The organism is Chryseobacterium rhizoplanae (assembly GCF_900182655.1).
Classification (GTDB): Bacteria; Bacteroidota; Bacteroidia; order Flavobacteriales; family Weeksellaceae; genus Chryseobacterium; species Chryseobacterium rhizoplanae.
On record NZ_FXTC01000016.1, the window covers coordinates 60,291 to 82,972 of the forward strand.

22 protein-coding genes are annotated in these 22,682 nt (G+C 37.1%); 15 read left to right on the plus strand and 7 right to left on the minus strand.

Translation table 11 applies throughout. From position 1 onward, the window contains the following. Positions 1-55: 55 nt before the first annotated feature. Positions 56-691: a trimeric intracellular cation channel family protein gene (locus FN817_RS22535; RefSeq protein ID WP_047423931.1), complete on the plus strand. Its 636-nt coding sequence runs from the start codon at positions 56-58 to the stop codon at positions 689-691. A gap of 101 nt (positions 692-792) precedes the next feature. Here the strand turns inward: FN817_RS22535 and FN817_RS22540 are convergent, their stop codons facing one another. Beyond that, positions 793-1,362 carry a DUF2892 domain-containing protein gene (locus FN817_RS22540; protein ID WP_142719874.1) on the minus strand — a complete coding sequence of 190 codons (570 nt, stop codon included), beginning with the start codon at positions 1,360-1,362 and terminating at the stop codon, positions 793-795. 146 nt (positions 1,363-1,508) lie between these two features. Continuing rightward, entirely contained in the window at positions 1,509-2,006 is a 498-nt protein-coding gene (locus tag FN817_RS22545) for a dihydrofolate reductase (protein ID WP_142719875.1), read from the minus strand. A gap of 73 nt (positions 2,007-2,079) precedes the next feature. On the opposite strand from FN817_RS22545, the gene FN817_RS22550 reads away from it, so the two are divergent. From FN817_RS22550 to FN817_RS22570, 5 genes are all read left to right on the plus strand, one after another. Continuing rightward, positions 2,080-2,685, plus strand: a complete 606-nt coding sequence (locus FN817_RS22550; protein WP_142719876.1) for a LemA family protein — start codon at positions 2,080-2,082, stop codon at positions 2,683-2,685. Next, positions 2,686-3,117, plus strand: a complete 432-nt coding sequence (locus FN817_RS22555; protein ID WP_142719877.1) for a TPM domain-containing protein — start codon at positions 2,686-2,688, stop codon at positions 3,115-3,117. It abuts the gene before it with no gap. Then, a complete protein-coding gene (locus tag FN817_RS22560; RefSeq protein WP_142719878.1) occupies positions 3,098-3,913 on the plus strand; it encodes a TPM domain-containing protein in 816 nt (271 codons plus the stop codon). The genes FN817_RS22555 and FN817_RS22560 overlap by 20 nt, the downstream gene beginning before the upstream one ends. A 196-nt stretch (positions 3,914-4,109) precedes the next feature. Beyond that, positions 4,110-4,631 carry an NAD(P)H-dependent oxidoreductase gene (locus FN817_RS22565; protein WP_047423919.1) on the plus strand — a complete coding sequence of 174 codons (522 nt, stop codon included), beginning with the start codon at positions 4,110-4,112 and terminating at the stop codon, positions 4,629-4,631. 3 nt (positions 4,632-4,634) lie between these two features. Further along, positions 4,635-6,524 carry a monovalent cation:proton antiporter-2 (CPA2) family protein gene (locus FN817_RS22570; RefSeq protein ID WP_142719879.1) on the plus strand — a complete coding sequence of 630 codons (1,890 nt, stop codon included), beginning with the start codon at positions 4,635-4,637 and terminating at the stop codon, positions 6,522-6,524. A 1-nt stretch (position 6,525) separates the two neighbouring features. Here FN817_RS22570 and FN817_RS22575 read toward each other — a convergent pair whose 3' ends face one another. Further along, positions 6,526-7,353: a GIN domain-containing protein gene (locus FN817_RS22575; protein ID WP_142719880.1), complete on the minus strand. Its 828-nt coding sequence runs from the start codon at positions 7,351-7,353 to the stop codon at positions 6,526-6,528. Between the two features lie 258 nt (positions 7,354-7,611). Here FN817_RS22575 and FN817_RS22580 point away from each other — a divergent pair, with 258 nt between their 5' ends. The 4 genes from FN817_RS22580 to FN817_RS22595 all read left to right on the plus strand — a co-directional run bounded on the left by FN817_RS22580 (position 7,612) and on the right by FN817_RS22595 (position 11,712). After that, a complete protein-coding gene (locus FN817_RS22580) occupies positions 7,612-9,753 on the plus strand; it encodes a M3 family metallopeptidase (RefSeq protein ID WP_142719881.1) in 2,142 nt (713 codons plus the stop codon). 79 nt (positions 9,754-9,832) lie between these two features. Further along, on the plus strand, positions 9,833-10,591 hold the full coding sequence (locus FN817_RS22585) for a hypothetical protein (RefSeq protein WP_142719882.1): 759 nt from the start codon (positions 9,833-9,835) through the stop codon (positions 10,589-10,591). A 2-nt stretch (positions 10,592-10,593) separates the two neighbouring features. Then, entirely contained in the window at positions 10,594-11,025 is a 432-nt protein-coding gene (locus tag FN817_RS22590; RefSeq protein ID WP_142719883.1) for a hypothetical protein, read from the plus strand. 306 nt (positions 11,026-11,331) lie between these two features. Continuing rightward, positions 11,332-11,712, plus strand: coding sequence for a YchJ family protein (locus FN817_RS22595; protein ID WP_142719884.1), 381 nt, complete (start codon positions 11,332-11,334; stop codon positions 11,710-11,712). Positions 11,713-11,922: 210 nt separating this feature from the next. Here the strand turns inward: FN817_RS22595 and FN817_RS22600 are convergent, their stop codons facing one another. Next, a complete protein-coding gene (locus tag FN817_RS22600) occupies positions 11,923-12,423 on the minus strand; it encodes an FKBP-type peptidyl-prolyl cis-trans isomerase (RefSeq protein WP_142719885.1) in 501 nt (166 codons plus the stop codon). 181 nt (positions 12,424-12,604) lie between these two features. Beyond that, positions 12,605-12,853, minus strand: a complete 249-nt coding sequence (locus FN817_RS22605; RefSeq protein WP_142719886.1) for a VF530 family protein — start codon at positions 12,851-12,853, stop codon at positions 12,605-12,607. Between the two features lie 119 nt (positions 12,854-12,972). On the opposite strand from FN817_RS22605, the gene FN817_RS23305 reads away from it, so the two are divergent. Genes FN817_RS23305 through FN817_RS22615 form a run of 3 tightly spaced genes read left to right on the plus strand, consistent with a single transcriptional unit; the run spans position 12,973 to position 17,419 of the window. After that, positions 12,973-13,128: a hypothetical protein gene (locus tag FN817_RS23305; RefSeq protein WP_167498927.1), complete on the plus strand. Its 156-nt coding sequence runs from the start codon at positions 12,973-12,975 to the stop codon at positions 13,126-13,128. Positions 13,129-13,174: 46 nt separating this feature from the next. Continuing rightward, the gene (locus tag FN817_RS22610) at positions 13,175-14,380 is read left to right on the plus strand and encodes a metallophosphoesterase family protein (RefSeq protein WP_142719887.1); all 1,206 of its coding nucleotides are present in this window, start codon (positions 13,175-13,177) and stop codon (positions 14,378-14,380) included. Positions 14,381-14,383: 3 nt separating this feature from the next. After that, on the plus strand, positions 14,384-17,419 hold the full coding sequence (locus tag FN817_RS22615; RefSeq protein WP_142719888.1) for an SbcC/MukB-like Walker B domain-containing protein: 3,036 nt from the start codon (positions 14,384-14,386) through the stop codon (positions 17,417-17,419). Positions 17,420-17,493: 74 nt separating this feature from the next. Here the strand turns inward: FN817_RS22615 and FN817_RS22620 are convergent, their stop codons facing one another. Both FN817_RS22620 and FN817_RS22625 read right to left on the minus strand, forming a co-directional pair. Further along, complete coding sequence (locus FN817_RS22620; RefSeq protein ID WP_142719889.1) at positions 17,494-18,519, minus strand: Atu2307/SP_0267 family LLM class monooxygenase; 1,026 nt, start codon at positions 18,517-18,519, stop codon at positions 17,494-17,496. A gap of 219 nt (positions 18,520-18,738) precedes the next feature. After that, a complete protein-coding gene (locus tag FN817_RS22625) occupies positions 18,739-20,877 on the minus strand; it encodes a S9 family peptidase (RefSeq protein ID WP_142719890.1) in 2,139 nt (712 codons plus the stop codon). 335 nt (positions 20,878-21,212) lie between these two features. Here FN817_RS22625 and FN817_RS22630 point away from each other — a divergent pair, with 335 nt between their 5' ends. Beyond that, a complete protein-coding gene (locus FN817_RS22630; protein WP_062675631.1) occupies positions 21,213-21,725 on the plus strand; it encodes a YceI family protein in 513 nt (170 codons plus the stop codon). An 85-nt stretch (positions 21,726-21,810) separates the two neighbouring features. After that, a complete protein-coding gene (gene ygiD / locus FN817_RS22635; protein ID WP_142719891.1) occupies positions 21,811-22,638 on the plus strand; it encodes a 4,5-DOPA-extradiol-dioxygenase in 828 nt (275 codons plus the stop codon). The last annotated feature ends 44 nt before the right edge of the window (positions 22,639-22,682 follow it).

The window sequence follows — 22,682 nt, forward strand, 5'->3', positions numbered from 1 at the left end:
ATGGCATAATTTTTATTATTCATTGCTCATTATTTATCATTCATACTCATAATATATGCACGAACAGTTCAATTTTGCCATAGAAGTCCTGGGGACCATTGCCTTTTCCATGTCGGGAAGTTTTGCAGCCATGCAGAAACGGCTTGATCCGTTCGGAGTGCTTATTATTGCATTTGTAACCTCTGTCGGAGGTGGAACTGTAAGAGACCTGCTGCTTGATATTCCCGTATTCTGGATGCATGATATTCTGATGTGTACCCTGATTCTGGTGACCAGTATTTTTTCAATGGTCTTCAAATCTCTTGAGAAAAACTTTAAGGTAACTTTATTTATCTTCGACAGCTTCGGGCTTGGGTTATTTACCATTATCGGAGTTCAGAAAGGCTTAAATGCAGGGATCCATCCTATGATCTGTATCGCATTGGGAACCATAACCGGATGTTTTGGCGGGATTATCCGGGATATATTGCTCAACAGGATTCCATTGATTTTCAGAAAGGAAATTTATGCCACAGCATGTATCGTGGGAGGATCGGTATTCTTACTGATGACAAAATACTCGCTCCTTTCCTACACCTTTGTACAGATTCTCACCATCCTTCTTATTGTTGCTATACGAACGTTTGCTGTGAAATACCATTGGCAGATACCTAAATTTTATGGGTATGATCACAATAATTCGGAAATGTAACTTAATAAAAGTTTTTGGCTAAAAATACACTTTACAACGCCACACATAAAAAACAAAAAGTCCTGAAAAATCAGGACTTTTATATTGTATACTAATATTGATTAGAAGAATTTTCCTCTATTTCTCATATTAGGATTGTGCATGTGTTTCTGCATGGTCGGCATTTTCAGCTGATCTTTCATCATTTTGATCTGATCCGTCATCATTCCGGCGCTGTCTAATCTTTTGGCTTCTTCCAGTAGTTTCTGTCCTTCCTGTTTTCTTCCTTTAGAAATAGCCGCTGCTGCAAGATTTAAAGTAGCCATTGCTCTGTCATGTTTCATATTCAAACCATATTCCAGAGCTTTCTTCATGAAAGGTTCTACTTTTGCAGGGTGATCCTGGGCTTGTGTTAATCCCAATAAATAGTGGTAATATCCATACTGAGTTTTGTGAAGCTGTCCTTTATAGTCAGTTATTTTTGACAACCACTCGCCGGCTTTTTCCATATTCTGTTTTCTCAGTTGCCAGAATGCCAACAGGATATATTCATTTTTAAAGAATAGTAAGATCGGGGATGAAGCTAAAAGAAAAACAACAATACCCCATCCAAGATTTCTTGTGAAAATCATAAGATAAAGTCCTGCAAGGATAAGAACTGCTGCTATTGCAATTTTTATGTATTTATTCATTATTAAATTTTAGAAGTGCAAAGATAATAAATTTAAGGCTTAAAGTTCAAAAAGTCAATTGTGAATGGTCAATTCGCTGCGCTTGTTAATTTTTGTAAATGTGAAAATTCACGATTCACTGTGCGAAGCAAAAATTCACGATTCATTTATGCTTCCTTTTTAATTTTTTCAAACGTCTGGAAACAGAAATCATAGCCGTTCTTTTCATCTTTCTCATGACAGATTTCGTTTGTTTTTTTCCAGATCTTCGGATCTATTTTCGGAAAGAATGTATCGGCTTCAAGATCTGCTTTCACCAAAGTAACTTCAAGCTTGTCTACCACCTCCATCGTCTGTTCGTAGATATTTCCTCCGCCGATAACGAAAACTTCTTCGTCTATCTTTTTAGCAAACTTCAATGCTTCCTTGATACTTCCTACAATAAGGATACCTTCCTCAAACCAGTCTTTCTTTCTTGACACAACAATATTGGTACGGTTCGGAAGGGGTTTCCCAATACTTTCATATGTTTTTCTTCCCATGATAATCGGATGCCCTGAAGTAATATCTTTAAAATGTTTTAAATCTTTAGGAAGATGCCAAAGCAACTGATTATCAAAACCAATTTCATTTTTCTCTCCCATTGCCACCACTATTGTTGTCATTCAAATAATTTTTTACAAAATTAGCACATAATTTGTATATTTGGTTAGCACAAAAAATTTAAAAAAATAAACTATGAAAAATAAAGGATGTTTGGGCGCCGGAACAATTGGTATTGCCCTCCTTATCATTGTTGCTGTTCTATTCTTCTGGGGAAAAAGCGGATATAATAATTTCGTAACCAAAGAACAGACGGTTAACACAAAATGGTCAAACGTAGAAACTGTGTATCAGAAAAGAGCGAACCTTATTCCTAACCTGGAAAGAACGGTAAAATCGTATTCAAAATTTGAGCAGGAAACTTTAACGAAAGTTGTAGAAGCACGTTCTAAAGCTACCTCTATCAACATCGATCCTACGAATATGACGGACGCTGATATTGCTAAATTCCAGGCAGCACAGGGTGAACTATCCGGAGCATTGAGCCGATTGATGGCGGTAGTAGAGTCTTATCCTAACTTAAAAGCCGATCAGCAGTATATCAACTTCCAAAGAGAATATACCGCTATCGAAAACAGCATCAGAACAGAAACTGTTTATTACAACGAAGCTGCACAGGATTACAACACTTCTATCAAGACTTTCCCGAATAATATTCTGGCGAATTTCACCAACTTTAAAGAAAAACCTTATTTCAAAGCTGAAGCAGGTGCTCAGAAAGCCCCTGAAGTATTCAAATAAATAATGGGTAATTTCCTTACAAATCAACAGATCGCTTCCCTTGTGGAAGCGATTCAGTCTGCGGAAGATCATTCTACGGGAGAGATCAGAGTACATATTGATTCCAACACGGATAATCGGGATGCCAAAACAGCATTTGAGGTTTTCAAAAAACTCGATATGGACAAAACTGCTGAAAGAAATGCTGTTCTTTTCCATGTCAATTTTGAACAGAAATATCTGACCATCATTGGGGATATCGGAATCCATGAAAAGGTAAAACAGACTTACTGGGATCATCTTCACGACTATATTACTGCTGAGTTTGCCAAAGGACGTTATTATCAGGCTCTGAAAAGTGCCATCCTGGAAACAGGACTTGAACTCAAAAAACATTTTCCTGTAGAAGGAGAAAACCCAAACCAACTCCCAAATGAAATTACGTTCTCTTAAAATAGTATTTTCATTTCTATTGCTTTGCTTTTACACTTTTGTATCAGCACAATATACTATTCCTGAAAAACCGGCCGTTCTTTATCCTGTTTTTGATGAAGCCAATCTACTTTCTCAACAGGAAAAAGATGCCCTGAATAATAAGCTGATTAAGTTTGCAGATACTACCTCAACGGAAATTGAAGTAGTAATCATCCGTTCTACCAAAGGAGAGGATGTCAACTTTCTGGCAACCATGTTCGGACAGAAATGGAAAATCGGAAAAAAAGGAGTAGATAACGGTGTCGTTTTCCTTATCGCCACTGAAGACAGAACAATGTCTATCCAGCAGGGACGTGCTGTAGAACAATATCTTACCGCTTCAGTAGCAGGACAGATCTTAGATTATATTGTCACGCCTAACTTCAAGAAAGGGCTGTGGTACGATGGAATCAATGGAGGAACCTCAGCCATTATGGAAGCTGTTCAGGGGAAATTCAAACCTGTGGCAACAACGGCTCCTTCCGGTAATGGAAGTGCTTTTAAGGTTCTGATTATTGCTTTCGTTATCTTCATCATTATAACCATACTTTTCGGCAACAGAGGCGGTGGACGCGGTGGAAATAATGACGACGACGATGATGTGATTATTACAAGAAGAGGACGCAGAAATTATCCCGGTGGTTTCTTCCCATTCCCTGGCAGTTTTGGAGGCGGTGGCTTTGGAGGTGGAAGTTCCGGCGGCGGTGGCGGCGGATTCGGAGGCTTTGGCGGAGGCGGAAGTTTCGGAGGCGGTGGTGCATCCGGCGGATGGTAATTAGTCAATCATTTTCAAAATATATCAATAGATCAGGTCATCACGATCTGATTTTTTATTTAAAAACCTAAAATAACATAGATTCTTTAGCTTTTATTAACGTTAAATTGATTTTTACATATTAAAAAATTAACAAAAGCATCAAAAAACCAACTTTTATTCAATATTTTTCGCTATATTTACTGAAAACAGGATTATGAAGAAGACGCTGGTAGTATTTGCACACCCTTATCTGGAGCACTCCAATTCGAATGTAGAGCTCATCAATTTCTACGTTCGCCACCAGCATTATACCCTAAGAGATCTTTACGAAGAATACCCCGATTTTCATATTGCAGCCTTCAGAGAAAGAAAACGTCTCAAAAACTATGAACGTTTTGTTTTTCAGTTTCCTTTGATATGGTTTGGTATGCCTCCTCTTCTCAGATTATGGATTGATGAAGTTTTCGACAGAGACTGGCTGAAAGACGGTGAGTATAATCCACTGGAAGGAAAAGAAGTCTATATTCTGGTAACCACCGGAGGAAAAGAAAGATCGTTCAGCAAAACCGGAACCTATCAATATACAATCGATGAGCTGATCAGCGGACTGATTGTTTCCCTAAAAGTTTTCAAAGCAGATATCAGGCACATCAAGATCGTATACGAAGCCAATAAGCTGTCTAAAAAAGAAATTATCCTGCATAAAAAAGAATTTACAGAACTCCTCAATCAATAGCATATGGAATCCAGCTTAGCGATGAACACATTAATTTTCCTGGGTGTAGCCATTATTATGGTTCCATTAGCCAGGAAATTAGGGTTGAGTTCTGTAATCGGCTATATTTTAGGAGGAATCATTATAGGTCCATATGTACTCCGGCTTACAGGGAAAAATGTAGATGATATCATGCATGCCAGTGAGTTTGGAGTCATCATGCTGTTATTTCTTGTAGGACTGGAACTGGAACCCCGGAAATTCTGGGAAATGCGAAAGAAAATAATGGGTCTGGGACTTTCTCAGATGGTACTTACTATTCTGCTGCTTTTCTTAGTGTTTACCACTGTGGGCTGGAGAGTAGACAAGGCAATTGCTGTTGCCATGTGTTTTGCACTATCTTCCACGGCAATTGTTCTGCAGACATTACAGGAAAAGAATAATCTCAAAACCACAGCAGGAGAAGCCTCGTTCTCTACCTTACTGTTTCAGGATATTTCTGTGATTCCTATTTTGGCAATACTTCCTATTGTAGCCAATTATAAAGCCAAGCACCACGATAACGAAATCCAGATTCTGATCCAAAAGCTGCCGGAATGGTTGCAGGCAGGAACGGTAATTTTCGGAGTAGCGTTGCTTATTTTGCTGGGAAGATATGTCTTTGTTCCTTTTCTGCGCTATGTTTCAAAATCAGGAATGACTGAGCTGTTGACTGCCTCTTCCCTATTCCTGGTCATAGGTGTTTCAGAGCTTATGGTTGTTATCGGCCTTTCACCTGCATTGGGAGCTTTCCTTGCCGGGGTAATGTTAGCTAACAGTGAGTTCCGTCATGAACTGGAAGCACAGATTGATCCTTTTAAAGGACTGTTGTTAGCCGTTTTCTTCGTTAGTGTGGGATCAACTATCAATTTTAATATTATTCAGAAAGATCCACTGTTTATCTTCAGTACCGTTTTTGCTGTACTGGCCGTAAAATTTGTTGTTTTATATACCATCGGAAAGTTTTTCAGGATAGATACTCCGCAAAGTCTTTTTTATGCGTTTGCGCTTTCTCAGGTAGGAGAATTTGCATTTGTACTGCTCAATTATGCATCGGATCTTTATCTGTTAGGTCCTGAAATGAATGCACAAATGATGGCAGTCACTGCAATTACCATGTGTATTACTCCCATTCTTCTGATCATCAATGATAAGTTTATTACTCCAAAATTCATTAAAGAAATTCCCGAAGAAGAAAATGATTACAATATTCTCGACAATGATATAGTCCAAAAGAAAATTATCATTGTAGGTTTTGGACATTTCGGAAGTACGGTGGGTCGTCTTTTAAAGGCCAATAAAATATCTGCAACAGTTTTAGATCGTGATTCCGATCGTGTAAAACTGCTCAGAAGCTATGGTTTTAAAGTCTATTACGGTGATGCTACCAGAATACCCATTTTACGGGCTGCCGGAATTGAAGATGCTGAAATTTTGGTTTTGTGTCTGGATGATCCGGATGATAATAAATTCATTGCAGAACTTGTCCGTGAACATTATCCTGATGTGAAAATTTTTGTGAGAGCAAAAAACAGAATTGATGCCTATGAATATCTTAATAGTGGAGTCAATCATATTTACCGTGAAACATTAGGAACAGCAGTTGATATGGCCGTTGATGTTCTTCATGAAACAGGCATGAGAAAGTATGCAGCAAGACGTATGGGACAAAGGTTTATGGCTATTGATAAAGCTTCTATCAGGAAACTGGCAAAAATGAAGGAAAATAATGATGATATTACACTGTTTACCACAAAAGAAATCCTCCAGCGGGAGGAGGAATTATTAGCTTACGATAATCTTAATTTTGATAATAAAAATTGGGAAGGATCCTCATCCGCCGATGAAGAAGATGAGGATGAATCCCAGGGTTAGTTTATTGGATGTTTACGCTTCCGCCGCTACTTTCATCCTTGATCACATTCTTAAGTTCTCCTTTTTTAGAAATATCCACACTTCCACCGGATGAGGCACCTGCCTTCACACTGGAAACTGCACTGATATGAACACTTGCACCACTGGATGCATCTGCTTCTACATCATCAGCAATAACTCCTTTAGCTGAAACACTGCTGCCTGAAGACGCACTGATATCTGCTTTTTTTGCTTTTCCGGAAATATCAAGAGTAGATCCTGATGAAGCTTCAATATCAAGGTTAACAGCCCATATTTTACCATCATAGCTACTGCTGCTGCTTATGTTGATATCCATATCATTCGCTTCCAGATCCCCGGAAATACTGCCTGCACTTGACGCTTCAATATCTGTTTTCTCCTGAGTAAATTTATCTTTTATGATAATTCTCGCAGCTGAATCGGCCAGAAGTTTATTAAAGTCTTTGGTATAAATTTTAGCCGTCACTTTGCTAATATTCATCACTCTGATACCAGGTTTATAATGAATATGCAGTTTCCCTCCATCATTATCTACAAGAATTTCATCAATGATACTTTGAGGTGCTGAGATTTCTACTTTTTCTGTTTCGGATTTTATGATTTCAGCTTCTATTGCCTGGGAAACCTGAATTTCATCAAAATCTCCGTTAAATTCTTTATGTTGTATCGGGCCGCTTTCTTTGCTCACTACTTTTTCAACCCAGTTACTTCTGTCATCATCTCTATCTCTGTTTCTGTTCTCATGTTTATCATTACATGAGGCTAATGCCGCTAAGGCTGAAAAAATAAATAAAGTCTTTGTTTTCATGCTTATTTCTTTTGTCGATTATTTTTTTGATTTCTTTATATTTAAATAACAACTAATTTATAAAAAATATTACATTACCTATGAAAATACTGCAATTGTCTGCAATACAGATTTTTCAGAATGAAACTGATACATTCTGCAATACCTAACGTATTCATTTTAAAACCACTCACAAACGGTTTGAGTAAATACGTATTCTAAAATAGATTCTATGAGACAAGTTTTTAATATCTTTATGGTTTAATAACAACTATATTTATGAAGAATATTTCATCGGTATTATTAATTTCTGCCTTGGCGTTCAATCAATCTTGTACTACAATGAAACAGACCGATATTCAACAGGAGCTACCTGCACCTGATCCCTCTTTATCTTCAAATCCTTTCATGAAGAAGAGCAAGCTTCAATACGAAGCTCCGGAGTTTGACAAAATCAAAAATGAGCACTTCAAACCTGCTTTTGAATATGGTTTGAAGCAGCATGAAGCTGAAATTGTAAAAATTGCCAACAATCCGGCTGCCCCTACTTTTGAAAATACAATCGTTGCATTGGAAAAAAGCGGTGAAGTCTTAAGAAGAGCACAAATTGTATTCTCTAATCTTACAAGCGCGAATACAAACCCAACATTGCAGGCTTTAGACGAAGAATATGCACCTATTTTTGCTGCCCATTCTGACAAGCTGTACCTGAATGAAAATCTTTATAAAAGAATACAGTCCATCAAAGAAGACGGTCTTGATTCTGAAAGCAAACGACTTGTACAATATTATAAGCAGAATTTTGAAATTGCAGGAGCTAATCTTTCTGCGGCTGATAAAGAAAAATTAAAACAACTTAATCAGGAACTGGCTTCTCTTTCCACACAATATTCTAATAAATTATTGGAAGCAAGAAAGCAGGGAGGTGTATTTTTCTCTGATGCAAAAGAACTGGACGGGCTTTCTGCTGATGAAATTGCAGCGGCAGCAGCTGATGCCAAAACAGCAGGTCAACCAGGAAAATATCTTCTGGCTTTACAAAATACAACACAGCAGCCTCTTTTACAAAATTTAAAAAACAGAGCTACCAGAGAAAAGCTGTTCAAAGCTTCATGGACAAGAGCTGAAAAAGGAGATGCTAACGATACGAGAGCAACCATTGAAAAGCTGGCTAAACTGAGATTGAAAAAAGCTCAGATTTTAGGAAAGAAAAATTTTGCTGAATGGAAACTTCAGGATCAGATGGCAAAAACCCCTGAAGCGGCTACTAAGCTGATGAATCAGATTGCTACTCCGGCAGTGGAAACAGCCAGACGTGAGGCAAAAGATATCCAGGATCTTATTGATCAGCAAAAAGGAGGTTTCAAAGTAGAGCCCTGGGACTGGAATTTCTATGCTGAGCAGGTAAGAAAAGCTAAATTTGATCTTGATGAAAGTGAAATAAAACCTTACTTTGAAATCACAACAGTTCTCGAAAAGGGTGTTTTCTTCGCTGCTGAAAAATTCTATGGATTGACTTTCAAAAAGAGAACAGATCTTCCGGTTTATCATCCTGATGTAGTAACCTACGAAGTTTTTGACCATGATGGAAAATCTATCGCGATCTATTACCTGGATTTCTATACAAGAGATTCTAAAAACGGTGGAGCGTGGATGAGCAATTTCGTTGAGCAGTCTTATTTATTAGGGACAAAACCTGTAATTGTAAACTGCTACAACTATCAGAAGCCTGCTCCAGGGAAACCTTCATTAATCAGTTACGATGATGTTTCTACTATTTTCCATGAATTTGGCCACTCTATTCACGGAATGTTTGCCAGCCAGAAATATCCTTCCCTTTCAGGAACGAATGTACCAAGAGATTTCGTGGAATTCCCTTCTCAGATCAATGAACACTGGGCTTTAGATCCTGTAGTTCTGAAGAATTATGCTGTACATTATGAAACGAAACAGCCTATTCCGCAGGCTTTGGTAGACAAGATCAAAAAAGCATCTACTTTCAATCAGGGATACATGACTACTGAATTGGTTTCCGCTGCCGAGCTTGATATGGATTGGCATACGGTAAGCAATGACAGCCAGTTTATTCCTGTTTTAGATTTTGAAAAGCAGTCTTTGGCAAGCCATGGATTCAATTTGGCAACGGTTCCGCCAAGATACCATACTCCTTATTTTGCACACATCTGGGGAGGTGGATATTCTGCTGGATACTATGCTTATTTGTGGTCTGAAACATTGGATAATGATGCATGGGAATGGATCAGTAAAAACGGTGGGTTAACAAGAGAAAATGGTGACCGTTTCAGAAAATATATTCTTTCTGTAGGAAATTCTGTAGATCTTAACCAGGCATTCAGAGACTTTACAGGACACGATCCGGATATCAAACCTTTATTGAGAAACAGAGGTTTTATTAAATAATTATATGATCATCAATACAGGTATAAAAGTATTGTCCTCATTAATCATTCTGACTTGCTTTTCAATTAAAAACAAAAGATTGGAAAACAGGTCAGAATCTTTATTTCAAAAACAATCAGATACAACGATCTCTAAGGAATTAGAGGAATACATTAAAGAAGAGAGAAAATATCTGGATTCTCAATGTATTGCTGAAAAGGCAAGAGCTGACGCAGATATTAAAAAAGGCAAGCTTGTCTATTTTCATTACTTTGGAATGGTAAAAAGTTACAGAAGCAATGATGAAATGGATGTTCTTTTGAAACAAAATAATATTGAAGCAGGAACTGCTCTTTATTACTGCACTGTTCCACTGGAACTGCAAAATTGTTATGAAGGTGTAATGTCAAAGGAAATCAAGAGAAAATTTGGGCCAAAGTTTATTGACTCTTTGAGACACATCGCAGACTTGCAGTATATAAAAAAAAACATAGACAAGATCTATGATTTTGAAGAATGCGACACCATTTCAAGGTATCCGGGAAGCAAATCCTACAGAAGCTTTTTCAAAGATTATAAAAAAAACTTTTGGAAAAACATAAAGTATCCTGATGAATTTGAATATCGGAAAGACAAAGATTTTTATTCTTCCATTTCTGCAAAGTTTACGCTGCACAAAGATGGGAGAGTCTCAGACATAGATATTGATCTTACCTTCCAGAATAAAAAAAATTATAAGTACTCTTCCTACTTTATCAACGAAACTAAAAACTTTATAAAAAAAACAAAATGGGTCCCTGCCAAGACAGTGGGAATAACAGTAAACAGCAGGGTTCCTCTCACATTATTTTTTAAATAACCATGAAAAAAATTATTACAGCAACATTATTATTAGTCTTTGGAGCAATATATGCACAAAAAGGACAAGCAAAATCACAAGTCAACAAAATAGACAACAAGCTTGTAGGTTTATGGAAAGGCAGTGAAAAAGATCAGCAGATCGTAGGTATGGAAAAACGTTGGGTAATGGAAAGAAAAGCAGACGGTACTTTTATGCTTATTTTCACAGCTATCCAGGATTGCAACGTCGATCAGGTCATCGAGAGAGGTCAATGGTGGATTGAGAAGGGGGAGTTTCATGAACTCCACTTTAATTCAGGAAAAACAGATATCTATACTTATACGGTGATAGATCCATCGCATGTCAAATTCAATTCAAAAGAACAGGCGCTGGATATGGCAGTTGCCAATTATAGCTTTGTTGATACTAAAATTGACGAAGACAATCAGTAAAAATAGCGGGGAGCATTCTTTAAATAGAGTGCTTCTTTTTTTAGATTTAAAATTGGCGTTATCGGTTACATCTACGGAAAGAATTATTCAATATAAATTTTCATAGTGTAAGTTTCGGCTGAAGCCGGTGGATTTTTGTTTGTTTATTTTGAACGGGCTCCCTTCGTCTAAGCTCAGGATTATAGCCCGTTTCTATTGAATACATTATCATTCAGCATATTAATACCATTATAAAATTCAAATATATAGAAGGCCGTTTCTAATGAGATTCATTATTTTTGCAGTTCAAAACTTAAAATACAATATATGAACTGTCCCTGTTGTTCAGGAAAATCATACGAAGAATGCTGCAAGCCTTATCATACCGGAGAAAAGCATGCTCCTACTGCTGAAGCACTGATGCGTTCAAGGTTCTCTGCTTTTGCCATCCCAAATGGTGAATATCTGATGGAAACTACTCTTCCGGGAAAAAGAAAATACCACAATAAGAAAGATCTTCAGGAATGGGGAGAAATCAACCAATGGACAAAGCTGGAAATTATCCGCACTCCTGCTTTAAATCAGGTAGAGTTTAAGGCTTATTATACAGATCAGGACGGCCATCCGCAGCTTCATCATGAGTTTTCCTTTTTTCAGAAAATGAATGAACGCTGGTATTATGTTTCAGGAGAGTTTTTGGATGAGTAATGGAACTTAATTTGTTGTAAGAAATTTGATATAGAATCATTCTTGCGTAAGAACCACCCCGTCAAAAATTCTTTGAATTTTTGCCACCCCTCCGGAAGAGGGGAATGCCGAGCATTCAATAAATATTGTACATTGATATATAAAAATCCCCACAGACAGTTCTGTGGGGATTTTTTATCTTTTATCCAAAAGTGATCGGATTAATATTTTTTAGTGAGCTTCGTTTCCGTCAATTCCGTGAGCATGACCATGAGTCAATTCTTCTTCTGTTGCTGGACGTGTATTCAAAATTTCTACGTCGAAATCTAACACTTTACCTGCCATTGGGTGGTTAAGATCCGCAACTACAACTTCTGGTGTTACTTCTACCACAAATGCCTGGAAATTATTCCCCTGGTTATCAGATAAAGGTAAAATAGCTCCGATAGGTGGAGTTCCCGATTCTTTAAACATCTCAATCGGCAATTGAGCAATAGCGTCTGGCTGTCTTTCACCATAAGCTTCTTCAGGCTGAATAACAAAAGCAGCTTTATCACCCGCTTTTAAACCTAAGATATTTTCTTCAAATTTTGGAATCATCATTCCTACACCATACAAAAATGTAAGTGGATTTTCTGCTGTTGTTTCTTCTACAAGAACTTTAGTTCCGTCCGCTTCGATAGTGTGAAGGATGTAACGTACAGCTACAACGTGATTGTTTTCAATTGTCATATTTTTTCTTTTTTTCGTGATTTCGTTTCACGATTAATGTTACAAATATACTATTTTTGAAATGATTCAATAAGTTTGGAAGTTAGGAGATGGAAGAAGGAAGCTATGAAAGGCATAAAGAAAATATATATCCCTTTTTACTTTATATTAATTCCATAATAGCTTTAATAACTTCGAACCTTTATTTTTTCCTGGTTTCCTCTCTTTTTTTCTGTCTCAACATAAAAAGATACAGACTTTCCACTTTAGTTCTCGCCCAAGGTGTTTTCCTTAGAAACTTCAGGGAAGAATTGATGCTTGGATTATCTGTAAAACATTTGATATTGATCTGTTCGCCTAACCTTTCAAAGCCTTGATAGTATTCTACCAATTCTTCAAGGATAGCATCAAGCCTTTTTCCGTGTAGAGGATCTTTTGATTTTTCTTCCATAACGCAGTAAAATTAAAACATTTTATCAGACCTGAAGACTAAAATTGTTTAAACTCTTAATCTTTAGTATTTTTGATGAAGCTATTTTGTAGCTATAAAATTATTCGTTATCAACCAATATGAGCAAAAACAACGAAGCAAACAGGAAGAAAAATAAAAAGCAAATTGATCAGAAAAAACGGAAAATACAGAATGCAGAAGCAGAAAGGAAAGCTCGTTTAAAACAAATTCTGGAAGATTTCAAAGTAAAAGAAGAAACAGATAATCAACCGTAAATCCGTTCATTATTCAACTTATTTACTTTAAATAATAATAAATTTTATGAAAATTCTGCATACTGCCGACTGGCATTTGGGAAAAAGACTGGATCGCTTTTCACGTATGGAAGAGCAAATTCTGGTAATGGAAGAGATCATAGGCATTGCCGATGAGGAACATGCAGATCTTATTCTAGTGGCCGGTGATCTTTTTGATAATTTTAATCCGGGTGTAGAAGCCGTTGAGCTTTTTTATAAAACCCTAAAACGTTTATCCCTGAACGGGAAACGTCCTGTGATTGCTATTTCCGGGAATCATGATTCTCCAAGCTTAATCAACGCTCCTGATCCACTGGCCCGGGAATGCGGGATTATTTTAATAGGCCATCCCAAAGCTGAGATCACGCCTTTCGGAACGGAATATTTCAACATTACAAACTCAAAAGCAGGTTTTATAGAAATGAAAATTGAGGGTACAGATTTCCCCATAAGAATTCTTCATACCCCTTTCGCCAATGAAATCCGTTTAAAGGAATATTTTGGCGAAAATAAAGAGGAAGAAATCAATAAAGTGCTTTCAGAGACATGGAAAAGTCTTGCGGATCAGTTTTGTGATGATTCCGGAGTTAATCTTCTGACTGCCCATTTGTATATGAATAAGAGAGGTGCTGAAATTCTGGAAGAACCGGAAGGAGAAAAACCTATTAAAATCGGGAATGCAGATCTGATATTTTCCGACACTATTCCTGAGCAGATTCAATATACGGCATTAGGTCACCTTCATAGCTTTCAGAATATCGGAACGAAAGAAAAGCCCGTTGTTTACTCATCTTCTCCCCTTTGCTACAGTTTCAGTGAGGCAGGACAGACAAAGTACGTTTCGATTATTGATGCAGAACCGGGAAAGGCAGTTACCTACGAGAAAAAAGCATTGAAAAAGGGACGAAATCTGGTAAGAAAAACATTTTCCTCTGTAGAAGATACAGTTCAATGGTTAGGTGAAAATCCGAACACATTTATAGAACTTACCCTGGAAAGTGAGACTTTTTTAACAGCTGATGAAAGAAGGTTAATTTATCAGTCTCATAACGGGATTGTTCATCTTATTCCAAAAGTAAAAAACAGGGAGCTTGCTGAAGAGCAAGGCCATGAAATCAATTTAAATCAGAATATTGATATATTATTCAAAGATTATTTTAAATCTAAAAACGGCGGACAGGAAGCCAATGAAGAACTGATGAATTTGTTTAACGAAATTTTAAATGCATAAGCCATGATTCCTGTTCAATTAACTATCGAAGGACTTTACTCTTATCAGGAACGCCAGACCATTGATTTCAGAAATCTTACTGAAGCTGGATTGTTTGGTATTTTCGGTGCAGTAGGTTCCGGAAAATCATCAGTATTGGAAGCCATTTCATTTGCTTTGTATGGAGAAACGGAACGTCTGAACATGCGAGACAAAAGGGCTTACAACATGATGAATTTAAAATCAAACAGTTCTTATATTGAATTTGATTTTGTGAATTATGAGAATAAACTCTTCCGTGCTACCCGTGACTTTAAAAGAAATTCAAAAAAATTCGAGGAGGTAAAGCCCAATGCCGTTACTTTCTATGAAAATATCAATGGTAAATGGGTTCCTTTGGATCACTCGAATGCAGAACTTATCATCGGTTTAAGCTATTCCAATTTTAAAAGAACCATCATCATTCCGCAGGGTCAGTTCAAAGAATTCCTTGAATTGGGTGCTGCAGAACGAACGAATATGATGAAGGAAATCTTTACTCTTCAGAAATTTGATCTTCAGAACAACGTTTCTACACTGAATGTAAAAAACAGATCTGAACTGGACCAGCTTGAAGGACAGCTAAAAGGTTTTGAAGAAATCAATGAGGAAAAAATCCAGATACAGAAAGAACAGCTGGCCGGGGAACAGAAAATACTCTCGGAAACGAATGCGAAACTTGAAAAGATTTTCAACACTTATCAACAGCTGAAAAACTTAAAAAATGATTTTGACAGTTTACAGCAGAATAAGGAAAAATTCAGCAAACTTTCTGAAGAGAAACCTCAGATGGATGCGTTGGAAGCACAGACGGAATTATATGACCGTGTTTTCAGACTTTTCAATCCATTGATTATTGAGAAAAATAAGCTTTCAAAGGAAATTTCAGATAAGCGGAACGAGAGAGAAGAACAAGTGAAAGTATGGCAGGAAACTGAAAAAGCTTTTACTATCATAAAAGAACAGCTCACTGCTCTTGAACCACAATTTAATGCTTTAGATCATTCTAAAATTCAGGAAAATGACATGAGTCTTATTATTCAGATCCTGAAGTTTTCCGAAGAGATCAAAACCCTGAATGAAAGAACCCAGAAAGGTTCAGAAAAGGTAAAGGAGGTAGATCTCAATAAAGAGAAAATTCAAAAGACGATTGATGAACTTTCCTCACAGATTAAAATATTGAAAGAACAAAAACTGGATTCCGCCCTACTTTCTGAAGTGGGATACTGGTTTATTCAACAAAAGAATTTAAAAAAGTTACAGCAGGAACAAACTGAAAAGATCGGGAAACATCAAAAACAGATTGAAGAAATTGCTGAGGAATTAAAACCTTTTGCCTATAATGAAAATTATAAAGAAGATTTCAAAAACAGGAAAGAAACATTAGAAGTAAAGAAAAAAGAGCTTTCCCAAAAACTGGATCATCTTAAAATACAAAAAGAGCTTTCCCGTTTTGCCAGCGAGCTTCATGACGGAGAAAACTGTCCCCTTTGCGGTTCTAAGGAACATCCGCATATTGTGGAGTTTCATGATGTCAATGCTGAACTGCAGGAAATTCAGGAGAACATTACAGCCGTTGAGCAGGAAATAAACGGTCTTCAAAAGCAGGAAGCTGAAATTGATAAAATCCTGGACCGCAAAAAAATCTTTGAGGAACAGCTTCTTTCTGAGCAGAAAATTATTCTTCAGATACAGAAGGATATTGAAAATCATATTCTGAATTTCACATGGAAACCATTCTCTCCGGATCAGGAAGAAGAATTTGAGAAAAAACGTTCCGACTCATTTGCTTTGGAAAAAAAGATTGAAGAAACGGAGCGAAACATTGCTTTGGAAAGAGAATCTTTAGAAAAAGAAAGCAAAACACTGGAAAAATATAAGAGTGCTTTGGAAGCTTTCCGGATGGAAGAAATTTCAAAGCAGGAACAGATCAATATCAGTCGTTCAGGTCTTAAAATTCTGGAATGGAATCTGTATGCTCAAAAGGAAATAACAGAGGTTGATGATGCGTATCAAAAGCTGGTACGATCTAATAAAGAAACTGAGGAAAACTATCAAAAGGCATTACAACAGGAAAAAATTCTTTCTCCAAAACTGGCAGAGCAAAAAGCTATTGTCAGCCAATCTGAAAAACAGATCACAGAGCTTGAGAAGGAAATTTCCGGTAATGAAGAAGCTATTACGAAAGCTTTGGCAGATCAGAATTTCATTGAGTTCAAAGAGGTTGAAAATATCTTAGTTCTGGATATCAATATTCAACATATGAGAGCTAAAATCCAGAATTTTAAAGTTGAATTTGAAGCGTTGAAGAAATTCATCGGCGAGTTGGAATTAAAACTGAGGGGACTTTCATTCGATAATGAACAATTTTCTCTGGCTGAGCAACAGTTCAGTGAGGCCCAAATTGAGCAGAAAAAAATCAGTGATTCTGTTGTAACAAAAACAGCAGAAATAGACCGACTGGAAAAAGAATTTGTAAAAAAAGGAGATCTTCTGAAAGAGCTGGCAAAGCTTCAGAAACGTTCTGAGAATTTAAAGGTCATGATGAATCTGTTTAAAGGAGCAGGTTTTGTACAGTACGTTTCATCGATTTATCTAAGACAGCTTTGCGATCATGCCAATGTACGTTTTCATCGTATGACCAGAAACCAGCTGAGTCTGCAGCTTAATGAAAATAATGATTTCGAGATCATCGATTACCTCAACGAGGGGAAAAGCAGAAGTGTAAAAACGCTTTCCGGAGGACAGGCATTCCAGGTATCTTTAAGTTTAGCATTAGCGCTGGCAGAAAGCGTTCAGGCCAATGCACAGGCAGATAAAAATTTCTTCTTTATTGATGAAGGTTTTGGAACTCAGGATACGGAATCTGTGAATATTGTATTTGAAACCCTTACCAATCTGATGAAAGAAAACAGGATTGTGGGGATTATTTCGCATGTTGAAGAGCTGAAGGAAAAGATTCCTACGGCTCTGAATATTATCAAAGACGAGGAAAGAGGAAGCGTGATTGAAATTATTTAACTGAAAGATTTTAAATGACAAAAGCCACAAAAGAGTTGTTCTTTTGTGGCTTTTGCTATCAATAAACTTCCCTGTTACAGTCCTTTTATAACGGGTTTTACTTCTTTTCCAAATAACTCAATAGACTTCATCATCACATCATGAGCAGGATCTCCTACATCCATGTGACCGATAAATCTGGTAATTCCGAAAATCTCTTTCATATAAGCAATTTTATCTGCTACTTCAGCCGGACTTCCGATAAATAAAGCACCGTCTTTGCTTCTTCCACCATCATACTGCGCTTTTGTGTAAGGAGCCCATCCTCTGGAAGCCCCTATTCTATCCATCTGAGATTTATAATTATGGAAATACCCATCTACTGCTTTTTGATCATCACTCACAAAAGTATGTGAATGAACGGCAATCTGCATCTTCGACACATCGTGTTCTGCTTTCTGGTATTCCTGCTTATAGAACTCGATCAGATTTCTAAACTGAATCGGCATTCCTCCAATGATGGCTACCACTAAAGGCATTCCCAATTGTGCTGCACTTAAAACAGACTGTGGAGTACCTCCTACCGCTCTCCAGATGGAAAGTTTTCCATCATTTTTTGCTCTTGGATATACCGTTTGATTCTGCATCGGAGCACGAAGTTTCCCAGACCAGCTTACGTTTTCTTCAGAATTAATTTTCAGTAATAATTCTAATTTTTCATCAAATAACTGTTCATAATCATTCAATGAATAACCATATAACGGAAATGATTCAATGAAACTTCCACGGCCCACGAATATCTCAGCTCTTCCGTCAGAAATCAGATCCAGTGTTGAAAAATCTTCATATACTTTTACCGGTTCCGAAGAGCTCAAAACAGTAACTCCACTGGCCAGTTTTATATTTTTTGTGATACTTGCTGCCGCTGCCAGAACTATTTCCGGAGAAGAAACAGCATAATCCGGACGGTGGTGCTCTCCCATTGCAAATACATCAATTCCTACCTCATCCATCAATTTTACCTGATCCAGTATTTCACGGATCTTAATTCCTGCATCTCTATATTTTCCGGTTGACTGGTCAAAAGCCAGATCACCGAACATTCCTATTCCTAATTCCATATTGTTGATTTTAGTGATACAAAGTTACCACTATGGAAAATCAAAAACATTGATGTTTGGTAAGATCGACAGGTATTTTTTAAACACTAATAGCACTAATTTATCACTAATAACACGGATTGTCATTGCGAGCAAAGCGAAGCAATCTCGATACAGTTATATAATAATATTAAAGGAATTTTCAAGAAAAAATCCAGCCGTTCCGGCTGGATTGTATTATTATTTCTTCAGATATAAATCAAAATAATCTGTAATCTTCTGCATCAGGTGAACCCTGTCTTTTCCGATCACATTATGAGGATGTCCCGGATACGTAAAGTAATCTAACTGAACTCCGTTATCAACCGCAGACTTAATGAATTTTATAGAATGCTGCCATACTACCACATCATCCTGTGCCCCGTGAATCATCAGTAATTTCCCTTTCAGATTCTGAACTTTATCTAAAAGATTAGCTGCTGCATATCCCTGTGGATTTTCCTGTGGGGTATCCATATATCTTTCTCCGTACATGATTTCGTACATACTCCAGTCGATTACCGGTCCTCCTGCTACTCCTACTTTAAATACATCCGGCTTACGAAGCATAAAGCTTGTTGTCATAAATCCTCCGAAGCTCCATCCATGGATTCCCATTTTATCTCCATCTACGTAAGGAAGAGATTTTAAGTACTCTACCCCTTTCATCTGGTCGTTCATTTCTGTAGTTCCAAGGTTTCTGAATACAGCCTGTTCGAATTTCATTCCACGGTTAGAAGAACCTCTTCCATCCATTGTGAAGATAATATATCCGTTCTGAGCCATATATTCGTACCAAAGGTTTCCTGAAGCCGGGAAGCTGTTTGTGATCAGCTGTAAGTGTGGTCCGTTATACAGATAAACAATGGCAGGATATTTTTTATTCGGATCAAAATTGGTTGGAAGAATGATTTTCCCATACAAAGGAGTTCCGTCATCTGCCTTTAGTTCTACATTTTTAATTTCCGGTCTCTGATAATTTTTTAATGGATTTTCAGAAGTAAGAATATTTGTAGATTTTAAATTAGCTGTATTAATAATATTGGCAACTCTAGGTGAATTGGCATTGCTGTAAGCATCGTAAAGGTAGTTTCCATCACTGCTTAAAGTTCCGGCATGCATTCCTTCTGCACTGTCCAGTCTCTGCATTTTGAAATTAGTCCAGTTGATTCTGTATAAATGTCTTTCCAAAGGAGTTTCTTTTGTTGAAGTGAAATAGATTTCCTTTTTCTTTTCATTGAATCCTAAAATATCTGTTACCAGCCAGTCACCTTTTGTGATTTGTGCTACCAGTCCTTTTTCTAAACTATAATGGAACAAGTGATTGTATCCCGTTCTCTGACTCTGCCAGATAAAGTCTGTATTGGAATTCGGGAAGAAAGTAAGTGGATGCTGCGGCTCTACATATTTGCTGTCTGTTTCTTCAAATAATGTTTTCACCAGTTCTCCGGTAGCAGCATCGTACTGATTCATTTTCATATGATTCTGACCTCTGTTCAGAACTCCTACAAAGATGTACTTAGAATCCGGGCTCCATGTAACGGCTGTTAAATATTGATCTTTTTCACCTTCAACTTTTAAGAAAGTCGTAGCCTGAGTTTTAATATTGAAAACCCCTAATGTTACCTGGTGAGAAGTCTGACCAGCCATCGGATATTTGATATTGTGATTTACAGCAGGTGTTACAGACCAGTCAATGATAGGGTAATCTGCTACCATACTCTGATCCATTTTATAGAAAGCTACACTTTCGGAGTTGGGTGCAGGGAAAATTCCGGTATCAATTCCGAATTCATTTCTGTGAACCGCCTGTCCGCTGATGATATTTTCGTTGGCTTCGTTAGTTACAGCAATGGTCTTCCCATTTCTGTTTACAAATAAATTATTCTTTACTGTGAAGGCAAAAGTCTGACCATCGCCAAACATCTTCACATTTGCAGCATCCTGATCTACAACAGCTGTATTTTTTACTTTCCAGTCGTTTCCTGATTTTTCAATCCAAGACATTTTACCACCTGTAGTAAAATATCCATTGGAATTCCCAGTGAATTTGATGGCAGGAACAGCCTTCAGCTTATCGTTGGATAAGTTTCTATTCAGTTGGCTTAAAGAGATTAGTGTATCCTGTTTATTAGTTTTCAGATCTGTAATGAGATAACCGCCTTTCACAGCCTGGATATATGACTTTCCGTCTGCTGCCCATGAAAATTGGGAAATATTTTTCACTGCAAGGTTTGTTCTCATCCCATTTACAGCCTCTGCCATGGTAAATTTCTGGGTCTGGGCAAATGCTGAACTGCCCAAAACCAGCATCAATAAAGAAAATTTATGTAATTTCATTGTATAAAATTGAATCCATCAAAAATAAGAAATAAAAACCATCCGTTAAGAAATGTTAAATTAAAACATTCATAAAATGGAATTCATGCTTTCAAAGAAATTATTTCTTAACTTAATAGTAGGATTTAAAGGGATCAGAATAGGTGAATTGTGAATCGTCAATCCGCTCCGCTTATCAATTTTTTAAATTTTGTTACAGCTATTCACCATTCATTTGCGAAGCAATATTGAGTATTGATGTAAAAAAATGAATTTCTTATCCTATATCAATGACTTGTATATACTCCCTATCCTAAATTTGCATCATTAATAACAAACAAAAAATACAAAATACAATGGCAACAAAATGGATCTTAGACCCAACGCATAGTGAAATTACTTTCAAAGTAAAACACATGATGATCTCTAACGTAAAAGGAAGCTTCAGAACTTTCACTGCTGAAATTGAATCTGAAGACGAGTTTTTTGCAAACGCAAAAACTACAGCTACTATTCAAACAGATTCTGTATTCACAAACAATACAGACAGAGACAATCACTTAAAGTCTGCAGAGTTCTTCAACGCTGAAGTACATCCTACAATCACTTTTGAATCTCAGGCATTAAATAATTCTATTGTTGGAAATCTTACCATCAACGGAATTACAAAACCTGTAAATCTTGATGTAGATTTCGGAGGAATCAATGTAGATCCATGGGGAAATACAAAAGCAGGTTTTTCTTTTGAAGGAAAAATCAGCAGAAAAGACTTCGGATTAAACTGGAATGCAGCTCTTGAAGCAGGAGGCGTAATGGTAAGTGATGATGTAAAAGTAGCTGGTGAATTACAGTTTGTAAAACAAGCATAGTAAATAACATATAGTATAAAAGGTTCAGGGATTTTTCTAAAAGCCTTGAACCTTTTATTTTTTTATCCTCTTCAATAATTAATTTATGAACCTCAACGATCTTCAAAACATAAGCAATAGTTTTAACAACACACAGAGAATGCCTGTTTTATTTCTTGGACATGGTTCACCTATGAACGCCATTGAAGAAAACCAATTTGTACAGGGTTTCCGGAAAGCAGCCTCTGAAATTCCAAAACCTAATGCAATTCTTTGTATCTCTGCCCACTGGTATACGGACGGAACTTTTGTAACGGCTATGGATATGCCAAAAACCATACACGATTTTTATGGTTTTCCAAAAGCCCTTTTTGATGTGCAGTATCCTGCTCCCGGAAGCCCAGAACTTGCAAAGGAAACAGCAGAGCTCCTTCTTCCTGTTGATGTAGAAGAGGATCATAGCTGGGGACTGGATCATGGCGCATGGTCTGTAATCAAACATATGTATCCTGATGCAGATATTCCTGTGATTCAATTGAGCATTGACCATACAAAACCAGCCCAGTATCATTATGATCTGGCTAAAAGGCTTAATAAGTTGCGTGAGAAAGGTATTCTGATCATCGGAAGCGGAAATATTGTTCACAATCTCCGCCTCATCGACTGGAAAAATATTAATACAGTAGGTGTCGGATGGGATTGGGCAGTGGAAGCCCGTGAAAAAACCAACAACTGGCTACTTGATGGAAATTTTCAGAATATTATTGATTATCAGAAACAGGGAACTTTCTTACAGTATGCTGTTCCTACCCCTGATCATTATCTTCCTTTATTGTATACTTTAGGGCTGAAAGATCAGTCTGAAGAGCTTACTTTATTCAACGATGAACTTATCGGAGGTTCATTGAGTATGACGAGTGTAAGGATTGGATAATCTGATATTGCAATAAAAAAGGAAATACCTCAGCTGGGATATTT

Excerpts from the sequence above, each read along its gene's own strand:
- FN817_RS22535 (WP_047423931.1), top strand. The coding sequence starts at position 56 with ATGCACGAACAGTTCAATTTTGCCATAGAAGTCCTGGGGACCATTGCC.
- FN817_RS22540 (WP_142719874.1), bottom strand. The coding sequence starts at position 1,362 with ATGAATAAATACATAAAAATTGCAATAGCAGCAGTTCTTATCCTTGCA.
- FN817_RS22545 (WP_142719875.1), bottom strand. The coding sequence starts at position 2,006 with ATGACAACAATAGTGGTGGCAATGGGAGAGAAAAATGAAATTGGTTTT.
- FN817_RS22550 (WP_142719876.1), top strand. The coding sequence starts at position 2,080 with ATGAAAAATAAAGGATGTTTGGGCGCCGGAACAATTGGTATTGCCCTC.
- FN817_RS22560 (WP_142719878.1), top strand. The coding sequence starts at position 3,098 with ATGAAATTACGTTCTCTTAAAATAGTATTTTCATTTCTATTGCTTTGC.
- FN817_RS22565 (WP_047423919.1), top strand. The coding sequence starts at position 4,110 with ATGAAGAAGACGCTGGTAGTATTTGCACACCCTTATCTGGAGCACTCC.
- FN817_RS22570 (WP_142719879.1), top strand. The coding sequence starts at position 4,635 with ATGGAATCCAGCTTAGCGATGAACACATTAATTTTCCTGGGTGTAGCC.
- FN817_RS22575 (WP_142719880.1), bottom strand. The coding sequence starts at position 7,353 with ATGAAAACAAAGACTTTATTTATTTTTTCAGCCTTAGCGGCATTAGCC.
- FN817_RS22580 (WP_142719881.1), top strand. The coding sequence starts at position 7,612 with ATGAAGAATATTTCATCGGTATTATTAATTTCTGCCTTGGCGTTCAAT.
- FN817_RS22590 (WP_142719883.1), top strand. The coding sequence starts at position 10,594 with ATGAAAAAAATTATTACAGCAACATTATTATTAGTCTTTGGAGCAATA.
- FN817_RS22595 (WP_142719884.1), top strand. The coding sequence starts at position 11,332 with ATGAACTGTCCCTGTTGTTCAGGAAAATCATACGAAGAATGCTGCAAG.
- FN817_RS22600 (WP_142719885.1), bottom strand. The coding sequence starts at position 12,423 with ATGACAATTGAAAACAATCACGTTGTAGCTGTACGTTACATCCTTCAC.
- FN817_RS22605 (WP_142719886.1), bottom strand. The coding sequence starts at position 12,853 with ATGGAAGAAAAATCAAAAGATCCTCTACACGGAAAAAGGCTTGATGCT.
- FN817_RS23305 (WP_167498927.1), top strand. The coding sequence starts at position 12,973 with ATGAGCAAAAACAACGAAGCAAACAGGAAGAAAAATAAAAAGCAAATT.
- FN817_RS22610 (WP_142719887.1), top strand. The coding sequence starts at position 13,175 with ATGAAAATTCTGCATACTGCCGACTGGCATTTGGGAAAAAGACTGGAT.
- FN817_RS22615 (WP_142719888.1), top strand. The coding sequence starts at position 14,384 with ATGATTCCTGTTCAATTAACTATCGAAGGACTTTACTCTTATCAGGAA.
- FN817_RS22620 (WP_142719889.1), bottom strand. The coding sequence starts at position 18,519 with ATGGAATTAGGAATAGGAATGTTCGGTGATCTGGCTTTTGACCAGTCA.
- FN817_RS22625 (WP_142719890.1), bottom strand. The coding sequence starts at position 20,877 with ATGAAATTACATAAATTTTCTTTATTGATGCTGGTTTTGGGCAGTTCA.
- FN817_RS22630 (WP_062675631.1), top strand. The coding sequence starts at position 21,213 with ATGGCAACAAAATGGATCTTAGACCCAACGCATAGTGAAATTACTTTC.
- ygiD (WP_142719891.1), top strand. The coding sequence starts at position 21,811 with ATGAACCTCAACGATCTTCAAAACATAAGCAATAGTTTTAACAACACA.